This is a genomic window from Stenotrophomonas sp. FSL W7-1447 (genome assembly GCF_037966425.1).
GTDB classification, from domain to species: Bacteria; Pseudomonadota; Gammaproteobacteria; order Xanthomonadales; family Xanthomonadaceae; genus Stenotrophomonas; species Stenotrophomonas pavanii.
Genome location: NZ_CP150199.1, coordinates 874195 through 898495 on the forward strand (window position 1 = coordinate 874195; position 24301 = coordinate 898495).

Annotated in this window: 19 protein-coding genes and 1 tRNA gene; 10 read left to right on the top strand and 10 right to left on the bottom strand. The window is 68.7% G+C overall.

All coding sequences use genetic code 11. The annotated features are described in order from the left end of the window. Window positions 1–57 precede the first annotated feature (57 nt). The 3 genes from NSQ78_RS03940 to wrbA all read right to left on the bottom strand — a co-directional run bounded on the left by NSQ78_RS03940 (window position 58) and on the right by wrbA (window position 1548). Entirely contained in the window at window positions 58–543 is a 486-nt protein-coding gene (locus NSQ78_RS03940) for an asparaginase domain-containing protein (protein ID WP_010481766.1), read from the bottom strand. Window positions 544–622: 79 nt separating this feature from the next. Then, window positions 623–958 carry a DUF2069 domain-containing protein gene (locus tag NSQ78_RS03945; RefSeq protein WP_064237714.1) on the bottom strand — a complete coding sequence of 112 codons (336 nt, stop codon included), beginning with the start codon at window positions 956–958 and terminating at the stop codon, window positions 623–625. Beyond that, on the bottom strand, window positions 955–1548 hold the full coding sequence (gene wrbA, locus NSQ78_RS03950) for an NAD(P)H:quinone oxidoreductase (protein ID WP_049465775.1): 594 nt from the start codon (window positions 1546–1548) through the stop codon (window positions 955–957). The genes NSQ78_RS03945 and wrbA overlap by 4 nt, the downstream gene beginning before the upstream one ends. A gap of 77 nt (window positions 1549–1625) precedes the next feature. Here wrbA and NSQ78_RS03955 point away from each other — a divergent pair, with 77 nt between their 5' ends. Both NSQ78_RS03955 and NSQ78_RS03960 read left to right on the top strand, forming a co-directional pair. Continuing rightward, window positions 1626–2900, top strand: coding sequence for a YihY family inner membrane protein (locus NSQ78_RS03955; RefSeq protein ID WP_049465777.1), 1275 nt, complete (start codon window positions 1626–1628; stop codon window positions 2898–2900). After that, entirely contained in the window at window positions 2897–3472 is a 576-nt protein-coding gene (locus NSQ78_RS03960; protein ID WP_064237715.1) for a TlpA disulfide reductase family protein, read from the top strand. The genes NSQ78_RS03955 and NSQ78_RS03960 overlap by 4 nt, the downstream gene beginning before the upstream one ends. A gap of 574 nt (window positions 3473–4046) precedes the next feature. Here NSQ78_RS03960 and ppk2 read toward each other — a convergent pair. From ppk2 to hemA, 4 genes are read right to left on the bottom strand one after another with little or no spacing between them, the layout of a single operon-like run. Beyond that, window positions 4047–4829 (bottom strand): polyphosphate kinase 2, encoded by a 783-nt coding sequence (gene ppk2, locus NSQ78_RS03965; protein ID WP_064237716.1) that lies wholly within the window; start codon window positions 4827–4829, stop codon window positions 4047–4049. A 46-nt stretch (window positions 4830–4875) separates the two neighbouring features. Next, window positions 4876–6582 carry a tetratricopeptide repeat protein gene (locus NSQ78_RS03970; protein WP_064237717.1) on the bottom strand — a complete coding sequence of 569 codons (1707 nt, stop codon included), beginning with the start codon at window positions 6580–6582 and terminating at the stop codon, window positions 4876–4878. A gap of 5 nt (window positions 6583–6587) precedes the next feature. After that, window positions 6588–7670 (bottom strand): peptide chain release factor 1, encoded by a 1083-nt coding sequence (gene prfA / locus NSQ78_RS03975; RefSeq protein ID WP_049468710.1) that lies wholly within the window; start codon window positions 7668–7670, stop codon window positions 6588–6590. Next, window positions 7648–8931, bottom strand: coding sequence for a glutamyl-tRNA reductase (hemA, locus tag NSQ78_RS03980; RefSeq protein ID WP_049468712.1), 1284 nt, complete (start codon window positions 8929–8931; stop codon window positions 7648–7650). The genes prfA and hemA overlap by 23 nt, the downstream gene beginning before the upstream one ends. A gap of 63 nt (window positions 8932–8994) precedes the next feature. On the opposite strand from hemA, the gene NSQ78_RS03985 reads away from it, so the two are divergent. From NSQ78_RS03985 to ychF, 8 genes are all read left to right on the top strand, one after another. Further along, window positions 8995–10680, top strand: a complete 1686-nt coding sequence (locus tag NSQ78_RS03985; RefSeq protein WP_180995919.1) for a tetratricopeptide repeat protein — start codon at window positions 8995–8997, stop codon at window positions 10678–10680. Beyond that, window positions 10677–11336 (top strand): lipoprotein insertase outer membrane protein LolB, encoded by a 660-nt coding sequence (lolB, locus tag NSQ78_RS03990; RefSeq protein ID WP_057493424.1) that lies wholly within the window; start codon window positions 10677–10679, stop codon window positions 11334–11336. The genes NSQ78_RS03985 and lolB overlap by 4 nt, the downstream gene beginning before the upstream one ends. Then, window positions 11333–12202 (top strand): 4-(cytidine 5'-diphospho)-2-C-methyl-D-erythritol kinase, encoded by an 870-nt coding sequence (gene ispE, locus NSQ78_RS03995; protein ID WP_064237718.1) that lies wholly within the window; start codon window positions 11333–11335, stop codon window positions 12200–12202. Before lolB ends, ispE begins: the two co-directional genes overlap by 4 nt. An 11-nt stretch (window positions 12203–12213) precedes the next feature. After that, window positions 12214–12290: transfer RNA gene (locus tag NSQ78_RS04000), tRNA-Gln, on the top strand. Window positions 12291–12430: 140 nt separating this feature from the next. After that, window positions 12431–13390, top strand: a complete 960-nt coding sequence (locus NSQ78_RS04005; RefSeq protein ID WP_005415400.1) for a ribose-phosphate diphosphokinase — start codon at window positions 12431–12433, stop codon at window positions 13388–13390. A gap of 109 nt (window positions 13391–13499) precedes the next feature. Beyond that, window positions 13500–14117: a 50S ribosomal protein L25/general stress protein Ctc gene (locus NSQ78_RS04010; protein ID WP_005408191.1), complete on the top strand. Its 618-nt coding sequence runs from the start codon at window positions 13500–13502 to the stop codon at window positions 14115–14117. 48 nt (window positions 14118–14165) lie between these two features. After that, complete coding sequence (gene pth / locus NSQ78_RS04015) at window positions 14166–14744, top strand: aminoacyl-tRNA hydrolase (protein WP_049468722.1); 579 nt, start codon at window positions 14166–14168, stop codon at window positions 14742–14744. A 428-nt stretch (window positions 14745–15172) separates the two neighbouring features. Continuing rightward, entirely contained in the window at window positions 15173–16264 is a 1092-nt protein-coding gene (ychF, locus tag NSQ78_RS04020; protein WP_049464661.1) for a redox-regulated ATPase YchF, read from the top strand. 503 nt (window positions 16265–16767) lie between these two features. Here ychF and NSQ78_RS04025 read toward each other — a convergent pair. The 3 genes from NSQ78_RS04025 to NSQ78_RS04035 all read right to left on the bottom strand — a co-directional run bounded on the left by NSQ78_RS04025 (window position 16768) and on the right by NSQ78_RS04035 (window position 24168). Next, entirely contained in the window at window positions 16768–20037 is a 3270-nt protein-coding gene (locus NSQ78_RS04025; RefSeq protein ID WP_064237719.1) for an autotransporter outer membrane beta-barrel domain-containing protein, read from the bottom strand. Window positions 20038–20299: 262 nt separating this feature from the next. After that, window positions 20300–20941, bottom strand: coding sequence for a response regulator transcription factor (locus tag NSQ78_RS04030; protein ID WP_064237720.1), 642 nt, complete (start codon window positions 20939–20941; stop codon window positions 20300–20302). Next, entirely contained in the window at window positions 20938–24168 is a 3231-nt protein-coding gene (locus NSQ78_RS04035) for a hybrid sensor histidine kinase/response regulator (protein ID WP_064237721.1), read from the bottom strand. The genes NSQ78_RS04030 and NSQ78_RS04035 overlap by 4 nt, the downstream gene beginning before the upstream one ends. Between the last annotated feature and the right edge of the window lie 133 nt (window positions 24169–24301).

The following is a 24301-nucleotide window of genomic DNA, read 5'->3' on the forward strand; positions in this document are numbered from 1 at the left end:
CTTCGGCCGGGGCGTTTTTTCCTGGGTGGATGCCGACCCTGGTCGGCGCCCTGTTCCTCAGACCGACTCGAATCGGTTGGCCGCCACGTTCTTGCGCACGTGCTGCGGGTCGAAGATCCGCCCGTTCATCGCGATGTACACGCCGCTCGGCAGCGACTGCACCGCACCGATCGCACAGCCGATGTTGAACTCGGCATCCGAGCCGCGGAAGCGGGCCGGGCTCAGCGCGCCGGTCATCACGATGGTCTTGTCCGGGATCGTCGCCAGCACCTTGCCGGTCTGCACCATCGAGTCGGTGCCATGGGTCACCAGCACGTGCCGGGTCGGCTGCGCGGCGATGGTGGCACGGATCAGCTCGCGGTCCTCGTCGTTGATGTGCAGCGAATCCTTGCGCAGGATCGGGATCACGTTGAAGCGGAACGTCACGCCCAGCTCGCGCAGGATCATGCCGATCTGCGGATCGCCGATCTGGTAGTCCGACTTGTCGTCGAAGTAGATCTTGTCGATCGTGCCACCGGTGGTGACGACCAGGAGCTCTTCCATCATGTGCATGCGCGAAACCAGGACAGGGACTGCGGCGCGGGGCCAGGAATGCAGATGATAAGGCCCTGCGCGCGCAGCGTCAGCGCCGCTTGCCGAAGCGGGCGCGCAGGCCGGGCAGGCTGGCGCTGAAGATCACCAGCAGCGCCAGCGCGATCTCGATCAGCGCCAGCCAGCGTGTTTCCGGGTGGCTCCAGGCGCTCATCACGCCGTGGCTGAACCAGCCCAGCGCCAGCACCGAGGCCCAGAAGCCGGCCTTGCGCCAGCCCAGGCGCACGGCGATGGCCAGTGCCAGCGGTGGGGAGGTGAACACCAGCTGGGTGGCCAGCCAGTGCCTGTCATTGATGAACCAGCCGGCGAACAGCGCGGCCAGCCCCATCAGGGCCAGCAGCAGCACCGTGCGCGGCGCCCGGCTCATCGGGCCAACCGCTGCGCGATGTCGGCCACCCGGCGCCCCAGCGCGCGCGCCAGCACCGCTTCGTCGTCGGTCGGCTGCGGATCGTCGGCGGCACCGGCCACATGGCTTGCGCCGTAGGGTGTACCGCCGCTGGTGGTATGGCTCAGCGCCGGCTCGGTGAACGGGATGCCGACGATCACGCAGCCGTGGTGCAGCAGTGGCACCTGCATCGACAGCAGGGTCGACTCCTGCCCGCCGTGCATTGACGCGGTGGAGGTGAACACGCCCGCCGGTTTGCCGGACAGGGTGCCGTTGACCCATTCGGCACCCAGCCCGTCCAGGAAGTGCTTGACCGGCGCGGCCATGTTGCCGAAGCGGGTAGGGCTGCCCAGCAGCAGGCCCTGGCATTCGGCCAGGTCCTGCACGCTCACGTAGGGCGCGCCATCGTCGGGTACCGGTGGCTGCGCGGTCTGGGTCACGGCAGCCACCGGCGGCACCGTGCGCAGGCGCGCGGTCATGCCCGGCACTTCGCCGATGCCCCGCGCGATCTGGCGCGCCAGCCGTGCCACCGAACCGCCCCGGCTGTAGTACAGCACCAGAATCTCGCCCATCGTGCCCGCTTCTCCTCGTCGTGTGGCCACCAGTATGGCTATCCTGCGAGCATTCCGCATCGGGTACCCTTTCGCCGATGGAACCTTTGGATACGCTCAACCTGTGGATGGAGCGCGCGCGGGATCGCGCACGGGCCATCAGCTTCGGCCGCTTCCTGTGGCACCGCTTCCTCGACGACCGCCTGTTCCAGGCAGCGGCGGCGCTGGCGTACACCACGGTGTTCGCGCTGGTGCCGCTGGCGATCGTGGTGTTCGGTGTGCTGTCGGCCTTCCCCGTCTTCGACCGCTGGAGCGACCAGCTCAGCGACTACGTGTTCTCCAACTTCGTGCCCTCCGCGGCACGTGCCGCCGAAGGCTACCTGCGGCAGTTCTCGGCCAGTGCCGGGCAGCTGACGGCGGCCGGCTTCATCGCGCTGGTGGTATCGCTGCTGATCACGCTCAACAGCGTGGAAGAGACCTTCAACCAGATCTGGCGGGTCGGCTCGACCCGGCCCAAGCTGACCCGCTTCCTGGTCTACTGGACCGTGCTGACCCTGGGCGCGATGCTTGCCGCTGCGTCTCTGGCCGTATCGGCGCGGGTGTTCGCCATGCCGTTGTTCGGTACCCAGGAGGGCCGGTGGCTGGCCGAACTGGCGCTGCGGCTGGCGCCGATCCTGATCGAGTTCGTCTGCATCACGCTGATGTTCCGGGTGGTGCCGCACCACACGGTGAAATGGCGGCATGCCGTGCCCGGCGCGATCCTGGCGGCGGTCATCCTGGAACTGGTGAAGTGGGGCATCGGTGCCTATCTGGGCAGCTTCCAGTCCTACCAGAAGCTGTATGGCACGGTGGCGTTCGTGCCGATCCTGCTGCTGTGGATCTACCTGTGCTGGGTGGCGGTGCTGCTGGGGGCGTCGCTGGCTTCGTCGATGGCCGCCTTCCGCTACCAGCCGGTGGAACTGCGCCTGCCGCAGGGCTATGAGTTCTATGGACTGCTGCGCCTGCTTGGCCGCTTCCAGCATGCACGGGCCAAGGGCAAAGGCCTGGCCGATGACGAGATCCTGCGGCTGGAGCCGATGCTGACCGATTCGCTGCTGCAGGACCTGATCTGCAACCTGCAGGAGATCGACCTGCTGCGCCGCGATGAGCGCGGCGAGTGGCTGCTGTCACGCGACCTGGACCAGGTCAGCCTGGCCGATCTGTACGAATGCACCCAGCTGCGCATCCCGGTGGCCGAGCAGCACCTGCCGTACCGTGACGACAGCCTGGGCCGTGCCGCGTTGGCGGCGCTGGACGATCTGCGGCTGCCCCTGCGCGAACGCCTGAAGCGCCGGGTCAGCGATATCTATACCGATTCTGGAGACATGCCATGACCCGCAAGACCCCGTTGCCGCTGCTGCTTCCAGTGGCCCTGATGCTGGCCCTGGCGGCCTGCAAGCCGGCCCAGGAACCGGCGCCGGCCAGCAGCCAGCCGCCGGCGCAGGCGCCCACCCCGAGTGCCCCAGCACCTGCGGAGGAGACGCCGGCCGAGCGCACCACGGCCGAGTTCCCGACGCTGAAGATGAAGGCGGTGGACGGCAGCGACTACGACTTGGCCGCGCGTCGCGGGAAGTGGGTGGTGGTGAACTTCTGGGCCACCTGGTGCGCACCGTGCCGCAAGGAGATGCCCGAGCTGTCGGCGTTGCACGCGATGCGCAGCAACATCGAAGTGGTCGGCCTGGCCTATGAGGACATCGCGGCACCGGAAATGCAGTCGTTCCTGGCCAAGCATCCGGTGACCTATCCGATCGTCATCGTGGATCCGTTCGATCCGCCGGCGGACTTCGCCACACCGCGCGGCCTGCCGCTGACGCATCTGCTGGACCCGCAGGGCAAGCTGGCGCATACGTTCCTTGGCCCGGTGACCGCCGCCGACATCGAAAAGCAGATCGCTGCTGCCAAGTAATGGGGTTGGGCGGCAGGGCCTGCGGCCCTGCACCCGCCGACGCGGTAGTGCCGGCCGCTGGCCGGCAGCAACAGCAACAGCCGAAGCAACAGCAACAGCGGGCTATCCGTGGGATGGCGGGGCGGTGTCGGAGTGCGGGGACGCTGCAAGTACGTCCCTGTAAGCTTGGCAGCCGCATCCATGCGGCTGACACCCCGCACTCCGACACCGCCCCACCTCTGACAGTTTTCCGCGATCGGGTAGATCCACGCCATGCGTGGATGAATTTCTGTCAGATATCGAAATCAATCTGGGGTCGGATCCGTTTTCCTGCGGAAAACGGATCCGACCCCATGCCATTCCGACAGCTCGCAAGAATCTGTCGAAGGCGGGGTGGGTCCGGTTGCGGGGGCGTGAGCCGCATGGATGCGGCGACCGAGCTTACAGGGACGTACTTGCAGCGTCCCCCGCAACCGGACTCACCCCGCCATCCCTTAGGAAGCCCGCCGTTGCTGTTGCTTCGGCTGTTGCTGTTGCTGCCGGCCAGCGGCCGGCACTACCGCAGGTGCAGGGCCGCAGGCCCTGCCGACCCACCCTAATCCTCGACCGGGAAGTCCTCGATCGGCTTCAGCACATCGTAGTGCTCGCGATGCAGCTTGCCCTTCAGCTTCGGCAGCTCCGGCAACGGCGCATCCACCCGCGTGTCCGGCAACCGGTCCAGCAGGTTGCGCACCAGCGTCAACCGGCCCAGCCGCTGGTCATTGAAATTCACCAGCGTCCACGGCGCCGCCTCGCGATGCGTCGCGCGCAGCATCGCCTCGCGGGCTTCGGTATAGGCGCTGTACTTGCTGCGCGATTTCAGGTCGACCGGGGACAGCTTCCAGCCCTTCAGTGGATCGAGATGGCGCTCGGCGAAGCGCTTTTCCTGCTGCTCCTGGTCCACGCACAGCCAGTACTTGAACAGCAGGATGCCGTCGTCCACCAGCAGCTGCTCGAACACCGGTGCCTGGCGCAGGAACTGCTGGTACTCGGTTTCGCTGCAATAGCCCATCACCCGCTCGACGCCCGCGCGGTTGTACCAGCTGCGGTCCATCAGCACGATCTCGCCGGCGGCGGGAAGATGCGAGGCATAGCGCTGGAAATACCACTGCGTGGCTTCGCGGTCGGTAGGCTTGGGCAACGCCACCACCCGGCATTGGCGCGGGTTGAGATGCTGGCTGATGGCCTGGATCGCGCCGCCCTTGCCTGCCGTATCCCGTCCCTCGAACAGCACCAGCAGGCGTTGCCCGCTGTGCTGCACCCAGCGCGCCATCGCGGTCAGTTCCAGCTGCAGCGGCAGCAGCAGTTCGTCGTAGTCCTTGCGCTTGAGCTTGGCCATCGTCACACCACGCGGGGAGGAAGCCCGAGCGTAGCGCAGCGGTGGCTCAGGCGATGTCGACGCCCTGCCAGCCCTGCTCGCCGGCCAGTCGCTGCAGCAGCGCCGACAGGTCGCGGGCGAACCCGGCCATGTCGAACAGGCCACTGCGGTCGCGCGCCTGCGCCAGCTCGGCGCGCAGCGCGGCCAGGGCCGACGGGTCGTTGCCCAATGCGCTGGCGGCGGCGATGAACGCCGCATCGTCGACAACATTCATCCGCGAAAGACCCAGATGATGGTTGAGGCTGCCGGCCACGCGCGCGGCGAAGGTATCGCCCGGGCAGGTCAGCACCGGGCAGCCGGCCCACAGCGCATCGGAAGCGGTGGTGTGCGCGTTGTACGGATGCGTGTCGAGGAACAGGTCGGCCAGTTGATACCGGGCCAGGTACTGCGGGTGCGGCAGCTTGGCCATGAACACCAGGCGCGCCGGATCCACGCCTGCCGCCTGCGCGGCAGCGCGCAGGCGGGCGTCGGCCTGGCCCGGGCCGGACAGCAGCCACAGCACGCTGCCCGGCACCGCCTGCAGCACGGCGAACGCACGGCCCATGCTGCGCGGGTTGAGCTTGTAGCTGTTGTTGAAGCAGCAGAACACCACGCCCTGTTCGGGCAGGCCGCACTCGGCGCGGGACGGGGACGGCTCCAGCGCGCGGGTGTTGTCCGAGGGCTGGAAGGCCCGTTGCAGGCGCAGGACGCGTTCGCTGAAGTGCGGTTCCAGCGATGCCGGCAGCACGAATTCATCGGCGACCACGGCGTCCAGCCACCGCGCGCCCGAGGTGCCGGGGTAGGCCAGCCAGTTCAGCTGCAACGGGGCCGGGCGCATGGCCAGCACTTCGGGCGTGCCACCGCCACCCCAGCCGCGCAGGTCGAACAGCAGGTCGATGCCCTGCGCACGGATGCGGGCCGCGATGTCGGCATGCCGCAGCGCGGCCACGTCATGCAGGCGGGTCGCGGCCTGCAGGCGGTCGCGGATGCGGCTGCCATCGGCGCGGTTCAGCGCGAACAGGTGCAGCTGCAGCGCCGGGTCATGACGCAGGTGTTCGAGCAGGGCCACGGTCAGTAGCCCGGTGGGATGGGCACCGAAGCCATTGGAAAGGAAGCCGACGCGCAACGGGCCGCGCGTGCGCATCTTCACCGCTGGCAAGGGCCGCACCGAGCCGGCGATGACAGCGGCGCGCGCCCGTGCACAGGCCAGCTGCTCGGCGGCGCTGGCGTCTTCGCTGAGGAAGGCGAAGGGTTCCACCGCACCCTGCCCGGAAGCGAGCGCGGCGCGTACCTGCGTGGACAGCGCGTCCACGTCCTGCCAGTCACACAGGCGGCGCTGCCAGGCCAGGCGCTGGGCCGCGATGTAGGGCTCGTCGGGCATCAGCGCATGCGCGCGCCGATAGGCCGCTGCCGCGCCCTCGGCATCATCGGCATCTTCCAGTGCATGGCCCAGCCACAGCGCGATGCCCGGGTGCTGCGGCGCCAATGCCGAGGCCTGGCCGAGCAGCGCCGCCGCGTCGGCATGCGCGCCGGCCATCCAGGCCACGCGGCCCAGGCGCGCCAGTGCCTCGGGGTGGTTCGGGCGCAGCTGCAATGCACGTCGTGCGGCCTGCTCGCCGGCGGCGATGTCGCCGGCTTCCAGCTCCAGGTCGGCCAGCATCACCCAGGCGACGAAGTCACCGGGCTGGCGTGCGATCGCCTGCTGCAGGTGCTGCCGCTGCTGCCAGGCCGACATCGCGCTCAGCCCGCTGACAGCTGGGCCAGGGCATCGACCTGGTGTTCGTGGCTGAGCCGCTGCAGCAGCGGGTCGAGGTCGCCGGCGAGGATGTTGGGCAGGTCGTACAGGGTCAGGCCTTCCACGCGATGGTCGGTGATCCGGCCCTGCGGGAAGTTGTAGGTGCGGATGCGCTGGCTGCGGTCGCCGCTGCCGACCTGCAGGCGCCGCGATTCGGCCTGCGCGGCGTCCTGGCGCTGGCGCTCGGCATCGAGCAGCTGCGCCTTCAGGCGCTTCATCGCCTTGTCGCGGTTGGCGTGCTGGCTGCGCTCGGTCTGGCACTCCACCACCACGCCGGTCGGCACGTGGGTGATGCGGATCGCCGATTCGGTCTTGTTGACGTGCTGGCCACCGGCGCCGGACGAGCGGAACGTATCCACCTTCAGGTCGGCCGGGTTGATGACGATGTCATCGACCTCGTCGGCCTCGGGAATGATCGCCACAGTTGCCGCCGAGGTGTGGATGCGGCCCTGTGATTCGGTGGCCGGCACGCGCTGCACGCGATGCGTGCCCGATTCGAACTTCAGGCGCGAGAACGCACCGCGGCCGACCACGCGCGCCACCACTTCCTTGTAGCCCCCATGCTCACCCGGGCTGTCCGATTCGATCTCGACCTTCCAGCCCTGGCGTTCGGCATAGCGGGCGTACATGCGGAACAGGTCGCCGGCGAAGATCGCCGCCTCATCGCCGCCGGTGCCGGCGCGCACTTCCAGGAACAGGTTGCCGTCGTCGCGCGGGTCACGCGGCACCAGCAGCAGCGCAAGCTCCTGCTCCAGTGCCTGCAGGCGCGCCTGCGCGGCGGCGATTTCCTCCTCGGCCAGCTCGCGCAGGTCGGGGTCGGCGCGCATGCCTTCGGCGGCGGCCAGGTCGGCCTTGGCACGGGCTTCATCGGCCAGTGCAGTGGCGACCGGTTCAAGTTGGGCGAATTCGCGCGAAAGGTCGCGGAAACGGGTGTTGTCGGCGACCACATCGGGTTCGGCGAGCAGGCGTTCCAGTTCTTCGCGGCGCTCGGCCAGCGCTTCCAGCTTACGGCGCAGGGTCGGCGTCATCGGGTCTCACGGGTGGGTGGCGGTAACCCGGCGTGGCCGGGAACAGGCGCTCGGCGGCGCGGGTCAGGTCGGCATCGCCGCTCAGCGCGGCCGCGCGCAGGGCGGCGGTCGGCGGATGCAGCAGGCGATTGGTCAGGCCATGGGCCAGCAGTTCCAGCACTTCGTCGGCGGGCTTGCCGTTGGCCAGCTGCTGGCGCGCACGCTCCAGCAGCTCGGCGCGGGTGGCTTCGCCAAACGCGCGCAGCTGCCGCAGCGGTGCCTGATGGGCGCTGGCCTGCTGGGTTTCGATGAAACGCGACACCTGCAGGTCGATGATCGCCTCGGCCTCGGCAGCGGCCTCGCGGCGGCCACGACGGTTGTCTTCCACCGCGCGTTCCAGGTCATCGACGGTGTAGAGGAAGGCGTCGTTGAGCGTGCCGACCTCGGCTTCGATGTCGCGCGGCACGGCCAGGTCGAACAGCAGCATCGGCTTGTGCCGGCGCGCGCGCAGGGCCTTGGCCACCATCTCGCGATGGATCACCGGTTCGCGCGCGGCGGTGGCCGAGAACACGATGTCGGCCTCGCCGAGGTGGCGATCCAGTTCGGTCAGCGGCAACGCCACGCCGCCATGGCGGCTGGCCAGTTCCTGCGCGTGGGCCAGGGTGCGGTTGGCGATCAGCAGCCGCCGTACCTTGCCTTCACTCAGGTGCCGTGCAGCCAGTTCGATGGTCTCGCCGGCACCGACCAGCAGGACGGTGGAGTCGTCCAGCCGGGCGAACGCGTTCTGTGCCAGGCGCACGGCCGCCGAGGCCACCGACACCGGGTTGGTGCCGATCTGGGTATCGGTGCGCGCACGCTTGGCCACCGAGAAGGTCTGCTGGAACAGGCGGTCCAGGCGTTGGCCGAGCAGTCCGTGGTCGCGCGCCGTCGACCAGGCTTCCTTCACCTGGCCGAGGATCTGCGGCTCGCCCAGCACCATCGAGTCCAGGCCGGTGGCGACCCGGAACAGGTGGCGCACGGCTTCGGCATCGGCGTGCTGGTACAGATAGCCCTGCAGGTCGCCGGCCTGGCTGTGCAGCCACTGGTCCAGCGCCTGCGCCGACTCGGCCACGGCGTACAGCTCGGTGCGGTTGCAGGTGGACAGCAGGACCGCCTCGGCAATCTGCGGGGTGTCGCGCAGCGAACCCAGCGCACGCGGCAACGCCTCACCGGCGAAGGCCGCGCGCTCGCGCAGCTCCACCGGTGCGGTCTGGTGATTCAGTCCGAGCACCCACAGGGTCATTGTTCAGTTGCTTGCGATAAGCTGCTGGCCATTGGACGACATTTTAAGGCCCCGATGCCGACGATGCCCGCATTGATTCGCATCCCCAGTGTTCTGCTGCTGTCCCTGGCCTGCGCCCAGGCCATGGCGGCGGCGCCGGCCAAGGCGCCTGTACGGGGCCCGGCCACTGAGGAACTGGCGCTGGAACCGGTGATGGCCGGCGAGTTCGCGCTGCAGGCCGGCAAGCTGGCCGAGGCCGCGCGCTGGTACCTGCAGGCGGCCCAGCAGACCGACGGCGATGCCGGGCTGGCCGAGCGCGCCACCCGTATTTCGATGCTGGCCAACGATGACGCCAGTGCCGCCAAGGGCCTGGCCCTGTGGCAGCAGCGTGCGCCGGATTCGTTGACCCTGCGCAGCGCCGCCGGTGCGCTGGCCATGCGCCAGGGCGATGTGAAGGCGGCCCGCAGCGCGTTGCAGGCCCTGCTGGCCGACCCCGACGAGCGCGGCTGGAAGTTCGCCCTGGCCGCACTCATCGGCGGTGGCCGCGACCCGGCGGTGCCGGCGCAGGTGCTGGGCGAGCTGGTCGATGCCAATGCGATTCCAGCGAAGATCGAGGCCTGGCAGGAGTTCGGCCGTCTCGCCCTGCGCATGGACAAGCCCGAACTGGCGCGGCGCATGATCGATGAAGTGGTCAAGCGCTTCCCCGAAGAACCGCGTGTGGCGCTGTTGCGTGCCAGCCAGCTGCAGCAGGCCGGCGAGACCGACAAGGCCCTGTCGCTGCTGCACGACGTCGAACCGAAGACCCGCCAGGACCCCGAGCTGCGCAACGCGGTGGCCATCGCCTATGACAGCCTCGGCCAGCCGGCTGCGGCCGAGCGTGTGCTGGCGTTCGGCCCGCAGGACGTGCAGACCTGGGGCATGCGCGCCTCGCTGCTGGCCAAGCAGGGCGACAAGGCGGCGCTGTCCAACCTGTACAACGAACTGTCGCGGCAGGCGGCCAAGCCGGACCCGGCGCAGCGACTGCTGCTGGGCAAGATCGCCGAGTACCTGAAGCGCTACCCCGAAGCGGTGCAGTGGTACCACAGCGTACCCGGCGGTGATGAGCTGAGCGAGGCGCGCCTGCGTGCGGCCAACGCCCAGGCCCTGGCCGGGCGCCTGCCGCAGGCCCTGGATGAAGTGCACGCGATCCAGTCCGACGCGGTGGTCGACGACGATGTGCGCCGTGACGCCTATCTGCTGGAAGCCGAACTGCGCCAGCGTGGCGACGACAGCGCCGGTGAACTGGATGCGCTGGCCCGCGGCCTGGCTGCCTACCCGGATGACAACGGCCTGCTGTACGCACGTGCGCTCACCTGGGAGCGCCGCGACGACATCCCGCGCGCCGAGGCCGACCTGCGCAAGATCCTGGTGACCGACCCGGAAAACGTGCCGGCGCTGAACGCGCTGGGCTACACCCTGGCCGACCGTACCGGCCGCCTGCAGGAGGCGCTGGAGCTGATCGACCGCGCCCGCGTGGCCGAGCCGGACAACGCCGCCATCGTCGACAGCTATGGCTGGGTGCTGTATCGCCTGGGTCGCAAGGAAGAGGCACTGGTGCAGCTGCGCCGGGCCTGGACCCTGGCCAAGGACCCGGAGATCGCCGCCCATGTCGGTGAAGTGCTGTGGGTGCTGGGCAAGCATGACGAGGCCCGCCATTTCTTCGAGGAAGCGGCCAGGCTCGACCCTGAAAACCGCGCGCTGCTGCGCGCCCGCGAGAAATTCAATCCATGAGTGTTTCCCTGATCCGTCCGCTGCTGCTGGCGGCTGCGACCTTGGCGGTGACCGCCTGTACCAGCGTGGGTACGCAGAAGACCGCGCCACCGGCGGTGGTCCAGACGGTTTCGGCCGAAGCGGCACAGGCCGAAGCGGCCCGCGTGGCGGCCCTGCACGCGCAGCCGGAGTGGGCCTTCCAGGGCCGGGTCGCGGTCAGCAAGGGCAAGGACGGCGGCAGCGGTCGCATTGACTGGAAACAGGACGGCCGCCGCTACGTGGTCGAACTGAGCGCGCCGGTGACCCGGCAGAGCTGGAAGCTGACCGGCGACACCCATTCCGAAGCCGGCCGCCTGGAAGGGCTGTCTGGCGGTCCGCGTGATGGCGAGGACGCCCAGCAGCTGCTGCTGGAGGCGACCGGCTGGGACATCCCGGTCAACCAGCTGCCGGAGTGGATCCGTGGCCTGGTGGCCGGCGACGCTGCCGGTCCGGAGGCGGTCGAGCGCGACGCTGACGGCCGGCCGCGCCGCATGCAGCAGATGGGCTGGCAGGTGCAGTACCTGGACTGGTACCCGGCTGAGAGCGGACGCCCGGCGCTGCCACGCCGGATCGAGGCCAGCAATGGCGACGCCAAGGTGCGCCTGCTGGTGGACCAGTGGGGGCAGGGCACGCCATGAGCGGGGCTGCCGACGACGCGGGCTGGTCCTGGTGGCCGGCCCCGGCCAAGCTGAACCTGTTCCTGCACATCACCGGCCGCCGGGCCGACGGCTACCACGAGCTGCAGACCGTGTTCCGCCTGCTGGACTGGGGGGACCGCATCGGCCTGCGCCTGCGTGAAGACGGCCAGGTGCGTCGGCAGGGCGAGGGCCTGGCCGGCGTGGCCGAGGCCGATGACCTCGCGGTGCGGGCCGCGCGCGTGCTCCAGGAAGCGGCGAAGGTCGCGCAAGGTGCTGACATCATCGTCGAAAAGCACGTTCCTGCCGGTGGTGGGTTTGGCGGCGGTTCGTCCGACGCGGCCACCGTGCTGGTGGTACTGAACCGGCTCTGGCGTGCCGGCCTGGATGAAGATGCCCTGGCCGCGCTGGGCCTGCGCCTGGGCGCCGACGTGCCGGTGTTCGTGCGCGGGCGCAACGCCTGGGCCGAAGGGGTGGGCGAGCGCCTGCAGCCGATCACGCTGGCCCCGGCCTGGTATGTGGTGGTTGAACCGGGCGTTCATGTTCCCACGCCGGTGCTCTTTGCAGACCCGGATTTGACGCGCGACAGCCCAGTGGCGAAAATAGAGGACTTCGCTTCCGGGACCCTGGTCGGGAACGCGTTCGAACCGGTGCTGCGCCGCCGTGAGCCTGCCGTCGAGGCCGCGCTCGCTGCGTTGAGCGGCATCGGCACGGCGCGGCTGACCGGTTCGGGAAGTGGTTGTTTCGTCGAGTTCGCATCGCAGTCTGCCGCAGAGCAGGGACGGTCGAAGTTGCCGAAGGAGTTGCGGGCAAGGGTGGCAGCGGGCGTTGCGCGTTCGCCACTGCTGGATGCACTCGAGCAACACTGATTTATCAATGCAGGGGCGTCGCCAAGAGGCCCAAGGCACCAGGTTTTGATCCTGGCATTCGTAGGTTCGAATCCTACCGCCCCTGCCAATAGCGGCTGTGTCCGCGCCTTCCAGCGCATCGCCCGCGCGGGACGTGGATACAACCGCGGTGTTGTCAGCAGCAAGGGTCCATCGGGGTCCTTGCCGACTCCGGATCCCCGCCACTCGTCCCCGCCCGAGACAATCATGATGCAAGAGTCCCCGAACCTGCTGGTCTTTTCCGGCAACGCCAACAAACGTCTGGCGCAGAACATCTGCAAGGAACTGGGGGTTCGCCCGGGCAAGGCGCTGGTCTCGCACTTCTCCGATGGTGAAGTGCAGGTGGAGATCGAGGAGAACGTCCGCAAGCAGGACGTGTTCGTGATCCAGCCGACCTGCGCGCCGAGCGCGGAAAACCTGATGGAACTGCTGGTGCTGATCGACGCGCTCAAGCGCGCATCGGTGGCCAGCGTGACCGCCGTGGTGCCGTACTTCGGCTACTCGCGGCAGGATCGCCGCATGCGTTCCTCGCGCGTGCCGATCACCGCCAAGCTGGCGGCCAAGATGTTCAGCACCGCTGGCGCTGATCGCGTGCTGACCGTCGACCTGCACGCCGACCAGATCCAGGGCTTCTTCGATATTCCGGTCGACAACGTGTACGCCTCGCCGCTGCTGCTGGCCGACATCTGGCGCGCCTACGGCACCGAGAACCTGATCGTTGTGTCGCCGGACGTGGGCGGCGTGGTCCGAGCCCGTGCGGTGGCCAAGCGCCTGGATGACGCCGACCTGGCGATCATCGACAAGCGCCGCCCGCGCGCCAACGTCTCCACCGTGATGAACATCATCGGTGACGTCGAAGGCAAGACCTGCGTGATGGTCGATGACATCGTCGATACCGCCGGCACCCTGTGCGCCGCTGCCGCTGCCCTGAAGGCGCGCGGTGCGCTCAAGGTCGCCGCCTACTGCACCCACGCGGTGCTGTCGGGCCCGGCGGTGGACAACATCACCAATTCCCAGCTCGACGAGCTGGTGGTGACCGACACCATCCCGCTGAAGGACGCGGCGCGCGTGTGCAGCAAGATCCGCCAGCTGAGCGTGGCGGAAATGCTGGCCGAAACGATGCGCCGCATCGCCTTCGGCGAGTCGGTCAGCTCGCTGTACGTCGACTGAGTTTTTCGCCCCTGCCGGCAACGGCGGGGGCATACCCGGATGCTTCTGGTCGCGGAAGCATCTTCAACCGCCACGCCGCAGGGCGCGGCAACAACCTGAGTAGTCGAAAATGTCGAAGACCCATGAAATCAAGGTCACCAAGCGTGAACTGCAGCGTAAGGGTGCGAGCCGCCGCCTGCGTCACGCCGGTGTGATCCCGGCCATCGTGTACGGCGGCAACGCCGAGCCGGTCGCCATCAGCCTGGACCACAACGAAATCTGGCTGGCCCAGCAGAACGAGTGGTTCTATGCCTCGATCCTGGACCTGAACCTGGATGGCCAGGTGCAGAAGGTCCTGCTGCGTGACATGCAGCGCCACCCGTACAAGCAGCTGATCATGCACCTGGACTTCCAGCGCGTGAACGAGAACGAAGCCCTGACCGCTTCGGTCCCGCTGCACTTTGTCAACGAAGACACCTCGCCGGCCGGCAAGGCTGCCGACGTCGTGGTCACCCACGAACTGAAGGAAGTGACCATCACCTGCCTGCCGAAGGACCTGCCGGAGTCGATCGAAGTCGACCTGGGCGAGCTGAAGGCCGGTGACGTGGTGTACCTGTCCGACATCAAGCTGCCGAAGGGCGTGGAAATCCCGGCCCTGGCGCTGGGCAAGGACCACGACGACGCCATCGTCACCGCCAAGGCCGGCAAGGCCGACGAGGCTGACGAAGAAGCGGCTGCCGCCGAGTAATACCGTTACGGTGCCTGCCTCCGGGCAGGCACCGTACTGGAAGGAACCATGGCAGGACTGCGACTGATCGTCGGTCTGGGCAACCCCGGATCGGAACACGCCCGGACCCGGCACAATGCCGGGTTTCATTTCGTTGAGGCCCTGGCGGAAAAAGCCGGTGCGCGATGGAATGTGGACAGCAAGCTGTTCGGTGAGACCGCCAAGGTCGAGATCGCCGGGCAGACGGTGTGGCTGCTCAAGCCCGCCACCTTCATGAACCTCAGCGGCAAGTCGGTCACCGCCGCGCAGCGGTTCTGGAAGATCGAGCCGGAGGAAACCCTGCTGGCCCACGACGAGCTGGACCTGCCGCCCGGTGCGGCGCGGCTGAAGTTCGACGGTGGCCACGGCGGCCAGAACGGCCTGCGCGACACCATGCGCCTGCTGGGCCACGGCAGGTTCCATCGCCTGCGCGTGGGCATCGGCCATCCCGGCCACAAGGACCGCGTAGTGGGTTGGGTGCTCGGCCGCCCGTCCAAGGAGGATGACGTGCTGATCGCACGCGCCATCGACGATGCGATCGACGTGCTGCCGCTGGCGGTGCAGGGCGATTTCAACGAAGCGATGAAGCGGCTGCATACCCCGAAATAGCCGGTAGGTACCGACCGCTGGTCGGTACGGAGTCAACCAGACCGGGAGGTACCGACCGCTGGTCGGTACGGAGTCAACCCGACCGGTAGGTACCGACCGCTGGTCGGTACGGAGTCAACCCGACCGGTAGGTACCGACCGCTGGTCGGTATGGAGTCAACCAGACCGGTAGGTACCGACCGCTGGTCGGTACGGAGTCAACCCGACCGGTAGGTACCGACCGCTGGTCGGTACGGAGTCAACCAGACCGGTAGGTACCGACCGCTGGTCGGTATGGAGTCAACCAGACCGGTAGGTACCGACCGCTGGTCGGTATGGAGTCAACCAGACCGGTAGGTACCGACCGCTGGTCGGTACGGAGAATGATTGGAAAAGCAGCGCCCACGTCGCTGTTTCCCCAATCACTTTCACCCCAGAGAGCTGTCACCCATGGGTATCAAATGCGGCATCGTCGGCCTGCCCAACGTCGGCAAGTCGACCCTGTTCAATGCGCTGACCAAGGCGGGCATCGCTGCGGCGAACTTCCCGTTCTGCACCATCGAGCCGAACGTCGGCATCGTGCCGGTGCCGGATCCGCGCCTGAACGAGCTGGCGGGCATCATCAACCCGCAGAAGGTCATCCCGACCGCGGTCGAGTTCGTCGACATCGCCGGCCTGGTCGCCGGTGCCGCCAGCGGTGAAGGCCTGGGCAACAAGTTCCTGGCGCACATCCGCGAAGTCGATGCCATCACCCACGTGGTGCGCTGCTTCGAGCATGGTGACATCGTGCACGTGGCCGGCAAGGTCGACCCGATCTCGGACATCGAAACCATCGACACCGAGCTGGCGTTGGCCGACCTGGACAGCGTCGAGAAGGCGCTGAACCGTGCCGAGCGCGCGGCCAAGGGCGGCGACAAGGATGCGGCGGCGCGCAAGCCGGTGCTGGCCAAGCTGCAGGCGGCACTGTCCGACGGCAAGGCCGGTCGCTCGGCCGGACTGGACGACGAGGAAAAGGCGCTGGTGCGCGACCTGTTCCTGCTCACCCTGAAGCCGGTGATGTACATCGCCAACGTGCTGGAAGACGGCTTCGAGAACAACCCGCACCTGGACGCCGTGCGCGCGCACGCCGCCGCCGAGGGCGCGCAGGTGGTGCCGGTGTCGGCCGCGATCGAAGAAGAGCTGTCCCAGCTCGACGACGAAGACCGCGATACCTTCCTGGCCGACCTGGGCCTGAGCGAGCCGGGCCTGAACCGCGTGATCAACGCGGCCTACAGCCTGCTCGGCCTGCAGACCTATTTCACTGCCGGCGTGAAGGAAGTCCGCGCGTGGACCGTGCGCAAGGGCGCTACCGCTCCGCAGGCTGCCGCCGTCATCCACACCGACTTCGAGAAGGGCTTCATCCGCGCCGAAACCATCGCGTATGACGACTTCATCAAGTACAAGGGCGAAGCCGGCGCCAAGGAAGCCGGTCGCCTGCGCCTGGAAGGCAAGGAATACCGCGTGCAGGAAGGCGACATCCTGCACTTCCGCTTCAACGTCTGATCCAGCGGCATCGGATCGGCCCCGGACGCCCCGCCTTGTGCGGGGCGCCTGCGTTTCTGGCGATGGACAAAAATTCACCATGCTGCGAAACGCTTGCCGCGTGATGTTCGCCGGCACTTGTCCACAGCAAACTCCCATCGCTTTCCACGCCGGGTGTGGAAAACCGGCGAAGCCGATGTAGCGCCGAGCCCATGCTCGGCTGCGATGGACGTGAGCCGAGCGTGGGCCCGGCGCTACACGCCTCAATCGTTCCGCGTGGACAAAATTTCGCCACGCATCGAAACGCTTGCGTGGCAACATTCCCGCCCACTTGTCCACATCAAATCCCAACCGCTCTCCACGGCGCATGTGGAAAACCGCGGATGGGCATGGTTAAAAATTCACCAGCCTTTGAAACGCTTGCGCCGCAACGTTCGCGGTCACTTGTCCACATCAAGTCCGCATGGCTTTCCACGCGGCGTGTGGAAAAGCGCCCGGCACTCCCTTGCCGGGCACGTCCCGCATCACCAGGTGTACGACACGCCCAGCTGGGCACCGACATCGCGGAAGCCCATGCCACCGCTCTGCCGGCTCAATTCACCCCAGCCGCGCCAGCCACCGGACAGATCCACCTGTACACCGGCCTTGGCTTCGTAGATGTCGCGCGGCAACGGCCGCTGCAGGCGCTCGCCGTCCATCGCCAGGCCCGCGCCATTGCCGCCGGACCACCAGTTCACCGCCACGTACGGGTGCACCTGGCCCTGCGCCTGGCTCAACCCACGGCTGTAAAGACGCAGGCCGAGGCGCGTGCTGGTCTCGCCACCGCCACGGTCTTCGACCACCGTGCCGTTGGCTTCGATCAGCCGGTCGCTGTCGTAGCGGCTGTGCACCACCTGCAGCTGCGGTTGCAGGTAGACGCCACGCTGCGCGGTCTGGCGCAGCGGCAGCACGTAGCCGGCCTCGGCCGACGCGCTCCAGTTGCGCGCGTCATAGCGCTCCTTCTGCAAGCCATCGCCCTGCACGCTGTTGCGGAAGCGGCCGTACTGCAGCCAGCCATCCACATAGGCGCCACCGCGCATCTGCGCATCCTGCAGCCAGGTGGCATAGGCACCGACGCTGGTGCCGGTGACCACGCCGCGTGCGGTGTAGCCGGTCAGCTGCGAGCGGCTGTCATTGCGGGCGCGGCCGTGGCCAAGCATCGCACCTGCCTGCAGTTCGCCGGTACCGCCCACTTCGAAGCGGCGTCCGACGCCGACCAGCACACTGCTGATCTGCCCATCGACGTGCACCTGGCGGTTGCGGTCGTGGCTGTCCGGCTGCGCGCTGCGCAGGTGCATCCAGGCCACGGCATCGCTGCTTGCGCCGGCCTCGGCGGCGGGATCACCGGCGCGGTCGTGCAGGCTGTGCCGGAACATGCCCAGCGCGGCGTTGCGGTTGGCCAGGTAGGCCGCCGGTTCCGGGCGTTCCACCTGCGGGCGCGGCGGATCGATCGGCGGTTCCGGTGGCAGCGGCGGATCGACCGGCGGTTCCGGCGGCAGTGGCGGATCGACCGGCGGTTCCGGCGGCGACGGCGGATCGACCGGGGGATCGGGTGGCTGCGGCGGATCAACCGGCGGCTCCGGCGGATCGACCGGCGGCACGTATTCCGAACGCAGGTACCAGTTGCCGTCATCCGGGGTCGACACGCCGCCCTTGAACAGGAAGTAGTCGTAGGCACCGGCAACCGCGCGGCCCTGCAGGCTGAACTGTGCATCCGACTGGCCAGCCACGGTGATCAGGCGGATGCCCTCCTGGGTCAGTGCTCCGGCGCCGCCGGCGTTGCGCACGCTCACGCTGGCAGTGCCGCTGCTGTTGCCGTTGATGACAAGCTGATCGCCGAGCGAGGTGTCGTCACCCAGTGCACGGTTGAAGATCCACTGGCCACCGTTGCCCACGTAGTCGCCGCTGACAGTGACCGTCTTGAAGTCGCCGGCCGTCGGCGCATCGAAGGCGATGGTGCCGGCGTGATCGAGCGCGCCGACGCTGGAACTGGCACGCACGTTCCATTGGCTGCTGCCATCCAGCGACAGCTGCGCGACCTGGTAGCCGGAATCGCTGCGCAGGGCACCGCTGAAGAGCGTGCCGTTGCCCAGCAGCAGGTGCACGTCGGCGGTTGCGCTGTCGACCACCACGTCGCCGCGCAGCGTGCTGGCGTCGGCGTTGAAGTCGATGCGGCTGGTCGCCACGCTGCTGCCGTCGGTGAACACCGTGTCGCTGACCCGCAGCAGCCGGCCGTCGCCATCGCCGGCGGTCACCTCGCTGCCCTTGACGGTCAACGCATGATTGCTGCCCTGCAGCCAGAACGCGGCGCCGCTGGCGGTCTCGATATGGCTGTCGTTGAAGGTGGCGCGGTTCCAGTAAGGGCCGAACGCGGTCAGGTAGGAACGGTAGCCGCCGCTGTTGCTGCCGGTCATGCGGATGTCCAGGCGGTCGGCCTGGGTCAGCCGTGCGGTGTTCATGTGCACGATGCCGAACACGTTCTCGCCGTCACCGCGGATCGCGACGGTGTCGAGCAGCGCGGTGGCGGTGGAGCCCCCGATGAACACGCCGCCGCCGCCGTCGCCGCGCACATCGATCACGTTGCCGGTGGCTTCGATGCGGCTGGCGGAGCTGCCGGTGGAGCCGGTCACGCGAACACCATAGGTCGCATCGCCGTGCGTGGTGATCCGGCCGCCCTGCACCGTGGCGGTGCCGCCGTAGATCTCCACGCCATGGCCGTAGCTGTCGGTCCAGGTGTCGACGCTGCTGTCGGTCAGCTGCAGGCGCGACGCATCGCTGGCCAGCCAGAAGCCGGAATATCCTTCGCGTACATCGAAGGTCGCGTCGCGGGCGGTCAGTTCGCCCCAGCTGTTGATGTTCACGCCATAGCCGCCGACGGTGAAGAAGCTGCCGCCGTTGATCACCGCGCTGGAATAGGTCTTGCTGAGGGTGCTGCCGAGCAGTCGCATGCTGCCGCCCACCGAATGGGCTTCCACGTTCTCCAGCAGCAGGCTGCCGCCGCTGTCGATATCGAACCAGCCGCCCTGCAGGTAGGTGTCGTACAGCTCGGCGCGGCTGCCCACGCCGTCGGCCGCCACGCCGGCAAGAATGCCACCGGGGGCGAGGGTGATGCGGCTGTTGCGGATCGTCAGCAGGCCGGCGCTGTCGGCGCGCAGGCGGGCACCGCCGTCGGCGCTCATCTGCAGATCGGCCAAGTGCAGTTCGCTGCCCTTGCCGGACGCACCGGCCAGAGTGCCACCGGTCCCGGTCATTGAAAGACGGCCCCCGGCATAGTGGATCACGCCACCGTTGTAGGCCTGCACGCTGCCGAATCCGCTGCCGTTGCGGGTGGCATCGATGTCGACATCGCGTGCGTCGATCACACTGCCAGCGCCATTGGCGTACAGCGCATAGAAGCCCGTACCGGTGGCCGGCGCGATCGACAGCGTCGCGTTGCGCAGCTGCACCTGTCCCCCATTGCTGGCGGACACGGCGCTGCCACTGCCGGTCACGTTGATACGGCTGCCGTCGATCACTGCCTGGCTGCCCGCACCGGTGACGGTCAGCGCAAAGCTGCCGGCGGCATGGGTGAGGACATCGTCCGCGCCGAGTTGCAGGGTATTGCCGTCGCTGACCTGCAGTGGGCCGGTCAGATCGGCCGCGTGGACCGGCAGTGCCGCCCACAGGGCGGTCGCCAGCAGGCTGGGAAGGAGCGGGGCAGGCGCGCGGCGCGCGCGCCCGGACGCACGGCGGCGCCGTGTAGGGGAGGCGTACATGCTGTTGGACTTCCTGTGGCAGAGCGCAGCACGGCTGCGCGAACTGGCGCGGCAGGGCCGCGTCGCTGCGGAAGCCACATGCGATGGCAGCTGCAGGCGCCATCGGGCTTCCGTCCCCCACGGCGACGCAGTGCTGCTGGCACGCGCACCATGGCGGGATGCATCCAGCCTAGAAATCGGCGCCGTCCTATGGAATCAGGCGTTTCCTAAAGCCACTGCGGGCCCGCGTACAGCACCCGCGCGATTCAGCCCGGAGTCGGTCTCAGGCGAACAACGAGGCCTGCAGGCAGTACTCGATCAGCGCCTGGTCGCTGTCCACGCCGAGCTTGCGCATCGCGCTGATCTTCTGCGTGCTGACCGTCTTGGCACTGCGTTGCAGCTGTCGTGCGATCTCGCCCACGCTCATGCCGCCGGTGAACAGGCGGATCACTTCCAGCTCGCGCGGTGACAGGCGCGCACGCACGGCCTCGGCATCGGCCGGTTCACCCGCGTCTACCGGCAGCAGGCCCGGGGGCCGGTAGACCCGGTCGGCCAGCACCACGCGCAGGGCCTGTACCAGGCTGCCCAGTCCATGGCTCTTGAGCACCACGCCGCCGGCGCCTGCGGCATACATCGCCGCCACCAGCGACGGGTTGGATACCATCGTCAGCACCAGCAGGCGTGTCTCCGGAAAGCTGCGGCGCAGGAACGAGATCAGCTTGATGCCGTCCCCGAAGTGATCACCCCCGGGCATGCTGTAGTCGGTGATCACCGCCTGTGGCCGGGTCCGGGTCATCAGCTCGATCAGCGTCGCCGGGTCGGCCGCTTCGCCCACGACCTCCAGGTCCAGTTCCCCGGCCAGCACGTCGCGGATGCCGGCAAGCACGATCGGGTGGTCGTCGGCGATGAGGATCCGTGTGGTCATGGCAGGGCCGGGTCGTCGGGAAGGGAAGGGGATGCGGGGTCAAGCAGGGGGTGCAGCAGTTGTTCGAGGCGCCGCTGGAAGCCGGCAAGCGGGGCCGCCTGGGTCGCCAGGTCAGCGCCGCCCGCCAGGGCATGTTCGATCTGCAGGCCGCGATCCACCAGGGCTGGCGCGCCGACGATCACCAGTGCGCCGCGGATGCGATGCAGTACCTGCACCACGCGTGCGGGGTCGGCGGCGGCGATCGCCTGGCGCAGGCTGTCCAGGTCGCCCTGCATGGTCTGCACGAACAGCGCCTGCATCCTGTCCGGAACCTGCAGTGGCGCATCATCATCATCGCGCGCATCGGCGGAGGCCGGGCTCTCCGGCAGCGCCCGGACGCCTGCGTCGCCCTGGCTGATCCGGGTCAGCAGGCGCTGCAGGGCTTCCAGCGTGATCGGCTTGACCAGTACGCCCTGCATGCCTGACTCCTGGCAGCGTTGTCGCTCGGCCGGGTCGGCGTTGGCGGTGGCGCCGTGGATCGGTACGCGGGCACCGCGCGCGCGCAGGGCACGGGCCAGGCCGTACCCATCCATGCCGGGCATGTTCAGGTCGGTCAGCACCAGCGCGAATGCACCCTGCTGCCAGTAGCCCAGCGCTTCATTGCCATCGCTGGCGACCACGGCGCGGCAGCCCAGCTGCTCCAGCTGGTCGCGCAGGATGGCCTGGTTGATCGGATTGTCCTCGGCTACCAGCACCTGCAGGCCGAAGCGCCGCGGCAGGGGCAGGCGTCCGTTGGCACTGGCCGCCAGGGGCTGGCCTGCGGCGGCGGCCAACGCCATCACGATCGCATCGAACCGATGCAGTCCCACCTGCCAGAAGCCATCCATCTGCCGAGGCCGCACGCCGCCGTCGCGGCAGGCGACAACGCGCGCGCCACCGGCCCAGTGTGGCAGCGGACCGTCCAGGACCAGGTCAAGCAGTACCGCAGCCGCTGGCAGGCCCATGGCGCTGTCTTCCCGGTACGCGCCGGCGTGCGCGCCGCGCTGCTGCAGGCGCTCGCACAGCGACTGCACCAGCTCGCGCACATTGCCGCGCACCTGCACCTGCAGCCCCGCCGGCAACCGCAGTGCCGGGCATTGCTGCGGATCCGCCGGCGCCGGGAACAGCGGCAGTTCGACGCTGAAACTGCTGCCCAGGCCACTCTCGCTGACCACGCGCAGCTGGCCTTCCATCAACGCCACAAGGTGCGCACAGATGGCCAGGCCCAGGCCGGTGCCGCGCATCGCGTCGGTGCCCGGGTTGGCCTGGAAGAAGGGCTCGAACAGATGCGCCTGGTGTTCACTGGCAATGCCGATGCCGGTATCGGCCACCTGCCACTGCAGCCAGCAGCGCTGTGCCTGCCAGCGTGCCGACACGCGCACCACCACGCGTCCGCTGTCGGTGAACTTCAGCGCGTTGCTGATCAGGTTGTTGAGCACCTGGCGGATCCGTGCGGCGTCACCGCATACCCTGGAGGGCACGTCGGCATCGATGCAGGCGTAGAACTGCAGCCCCTTGCTGGCGGCCGCGGCGGCGTACGAGTCGAGTGCATCTTCGGTCAGCCGGACCGGATCGAACGGGCTGGGCTCCAGGCTCAGTTGTCCGGCCTCGGCCTTGCTGACATCGAGGATGTCGCTGATCAACTGCATCAGGGTCGAGGACGAACGCTGGATCGTGGCGAGGTACTCCTGCTGCCGCGCATCCAGCGGCGTGAGCCCCAGCAGTTCGAGCGTACCGAGCACGCCGTACAGCGGCGTGCGGATCTCGTGGCTCATGGTGGCCAGGAACTGGCTCTTGGCGCGGTTGGCCTGGTCGGCAGCGCGACGCGCCTGCTGCAGTACCTGTTCGGCCTCGTGCTGGCTGCTGAGATCGATGAACAGGCACAACACCGCCGGCTCGCCGCGATAGCGCGCCGGTGTCGCCGTCACCAGCAGGTGGCGGTCCTCAGGCGTGGTGTAGGCCAGTCCGTCGCCGAGGGTGGTGCCGCCAGCGGCCAGCACGCTTTGCCGCCAGGGGCCATGCCAGCCGCCTGCGTTATGGTCCTCGCCCAGCCAGCGGCGGGCGAGGGCGTTGTCCAGCAGTACAGTGCCATCGTCGCGCCGCAACAGGCACAGCCCGATCGGTGCGTTGTCCAGGATGGTGCGGCTGAAGGCCTCGCTTTCCAGCAGGCGCGCGTGGTGGCTGCGCAGCGGCTCGATGACCGAGCGCCGGTACGCGCGCAGCAGCAGCGTGCCACCCAGCGCCAGCAGCAGGGCCGCCACCGTCGCGCCGAGCAGCGGCCCTTGCGGGTGCTGGAATACCTGGCGCCAGCTGACGTGGTAGACCGCCTGCCAGCCGCGCTCGCTGCGCATGCGGAACTGCAGGCCGTCCAGGCCGGCCCGCGTGGCGGTGCCGGTGTCGCTGGCGTCTGCGGCATCGCCCAGCAGGCGCTGGCCCTCAGGATCGAACAGCGACAGCCGCTGGAACACCGGGACACCCAGCACCTGGCGGTAGTCATCAACACGCGCCGGATCCAGCAGGCACGCCAGCGCGGCCTGTGAATCCCGGCCATCCTCCCCCCACAGCCGCGCATCCTGTGGGGCGTGCGCGATGGCCAGCAGGCGGGTCTGGCGGTCGCGCCACGGCACGCTCACCCAGGCGATGCCGCCACGCCGCAGCGCGGGCCGCGTGGCCAGCGCCCGGTGGATGTCGGCGATCGCCGGGCGCAGGTGATGCGGGCTGTTCTGGCCGGCGTCATGACGGCCGATCTGCACCGGTGCCAGCAACCCGCGCGTGCCCTGGCCGTTGACCAGCAGGCATTGCGGCGGTGGGTAGCGCGAGGCCGACCAGAACGTGCCATAGAAGCGCAGGAAACGGTTGCCCAGTTCGGACGGCGGCGAAGGGCTGGCGCCCTCGCTTCCGACCATCGCAAAGTGCGCGAACAGCGGGCCGTGTTGCAGTTCGCCGCTGGCATCGGCAAGCGGTGGCCCCTGCATGCCGACGTCATGCAGCCGCCATTGGCGCAGGAAGCGCTCCTGCTCGCGCAGCGTGCCGTCCAGGCGGCGGAAGTGGAACTCGATCTTGCTGCGCTCTTCGTTCAGCAGCTGCGAACCGGCCGACAGCAGCAGTCCGGCCTGCAGGGTCGCCAGTGCCACCACGCCGATCAGCACGGCATGGACGCGCAGCGAGCGGCGGGCGAGTCGGCGGACGGGAGCGGCCTCGGCCGGCATGGCAGGTCTCGGAGCAGGGGGCGCACAGCGGCACCGGTAGCAGCGGCACAGGTCCCCCGCCGCAGCGCAGACAGGATCATCAATGTCGCTTGATGGTTTCGTGAACCCGCCGCGGAGCCGGCGTCAGCGCAGC

Bases quoted from the DNA above. Each gene is read 5' to 3' on its own strand.
- NSQ78_RS03940 (WP_010481766.1), bottom strand. From the start codon at position 543: ATGGAAGAGCTCCTGGTCGTCACCACCGGTGGCACGATCGACAAGATC.
- NSQ78_RS03945 (WP_064237714.1), bottom strand. From the start codon at position 958: ATGAGCCGGGCGCCGCGCACGGTGCTGCTGCTGGCCCTGATGGGGCTG.
- wrbA (WP_049465775.1), bottom strand. From the start codon at position 1,548: ATGGGCGAGATTCTGGTGCTGTACTACAGCCGGGGCGGTTCGGTGGCA.
- NSQ78_RS03955 (WP_049465777.1), top strand. From the start codon at position 1,626: ATGGAACCTTTGGATACGCTCAACCTGTGGATGGAGCGCGCGCGGGAT.
- NSQ78_RS03960 (WP_064237715.1), top strand. From the start codon at position 2,897: ATGACCCGCAAGACCCCGTTGCCGCTGCTGCTTCCAGTGGCCCTGATG.
- ppk2 (WP_064237716.1), bottom strand. From the start codon at position 4,829: ATGGCCAAGCTCAAGCGCAAGGACTACGACGAACTGCTGCTGCCGCTG.
- NSQ78_RS03970 (WP_064237717.1), bottom strand. From the start codon at position 6,582: ATGTCGGCCTGGCAGCAGCGGCAGCACCTGCAGCAGGCGATCGCACGC.
- prfA (WP_049468710.1), bottom strand. From the start codon at position 7,670: ATGACGCCGACCCTGCGCCGTAAGCTGGAAGCGCTGGCCGAGCGCCGC.
- hemA (WP_049468712.1), bottom strand. From the start codon at position 8,931: ATGACCCTGTGGGTGCTCGGACTGAATCACCAGACCGCACCGGTGGAG.
- NSQ78_RS03985 (WP_180995919.1), top strand. From the start codon at position 8,995: ATGCCCGCATTGATTCGCATCCCCAGTGTTCTGCTGCTGTCCCTGGCC.
- lolB (WP_057493424.1), top strand. From the start codon at position 10,677: ATGAGTGTTTCCCTGATCCGTCCGCTGCTGCTGGCGGCTGCGACCTTG.
- ispE (WP_064237718.1), top strand. From the start codon at position 11,333: ATGAGCGGGGCTGCCGACGACGCGGGCTGGTCCTGGTGGCCGGCCCCG.
- NSQ78_RS04005 (WP_005415400.1), top strand. From the start codon at position 12,431: ATGCAAGAGTCCCCGAACCTGCTGGTCTTTTCCGGCAACGCCAACAAA.
- NSQ78_RS04010 (WP_005408191.1), top strand. From the start codon at position 13,500: ATGTCGAAGACCCATGAAATCAAGGTCACCAAGCGTGAACTGCAGCGT.
- pth (WP_049468722.1), top strand. From the start codon at position 14,166: ATGGCAGGACTGCGACTGATCGTCGGTCTGGGCAACCCCGGATCGGAA.
- ychF (WP_049464661.1), top strand. From the start codon at position 15,173: ATGGGTATCAAATGCGGCATCGTCGGCCTGCCCAACGTCGGCAAGTCG.
- NSQ78_RS04025 (WP_064237719.1), bottom strand. From the start codon at position 20,037: ATGTACGCCTCCCCTACACGGCGCCGCCGTGCGTCCGGGCGCGCGCGC.
- NSQ78_RS04030 (WP_064237720.1), bottom strand. From the start codon at position 20,941: ATGACCACACGGATCCTCATCGCCGACGACCACCCGATCGTGCTTGCC.
- NSQ78_RS04035 (WP_064237721.1), bottom strand. From the start codon at position 24,168: ATGCCGGCCGAGGCCGCTCCCGTCCGCCGACTCGCCCGCCGCTCGCTG.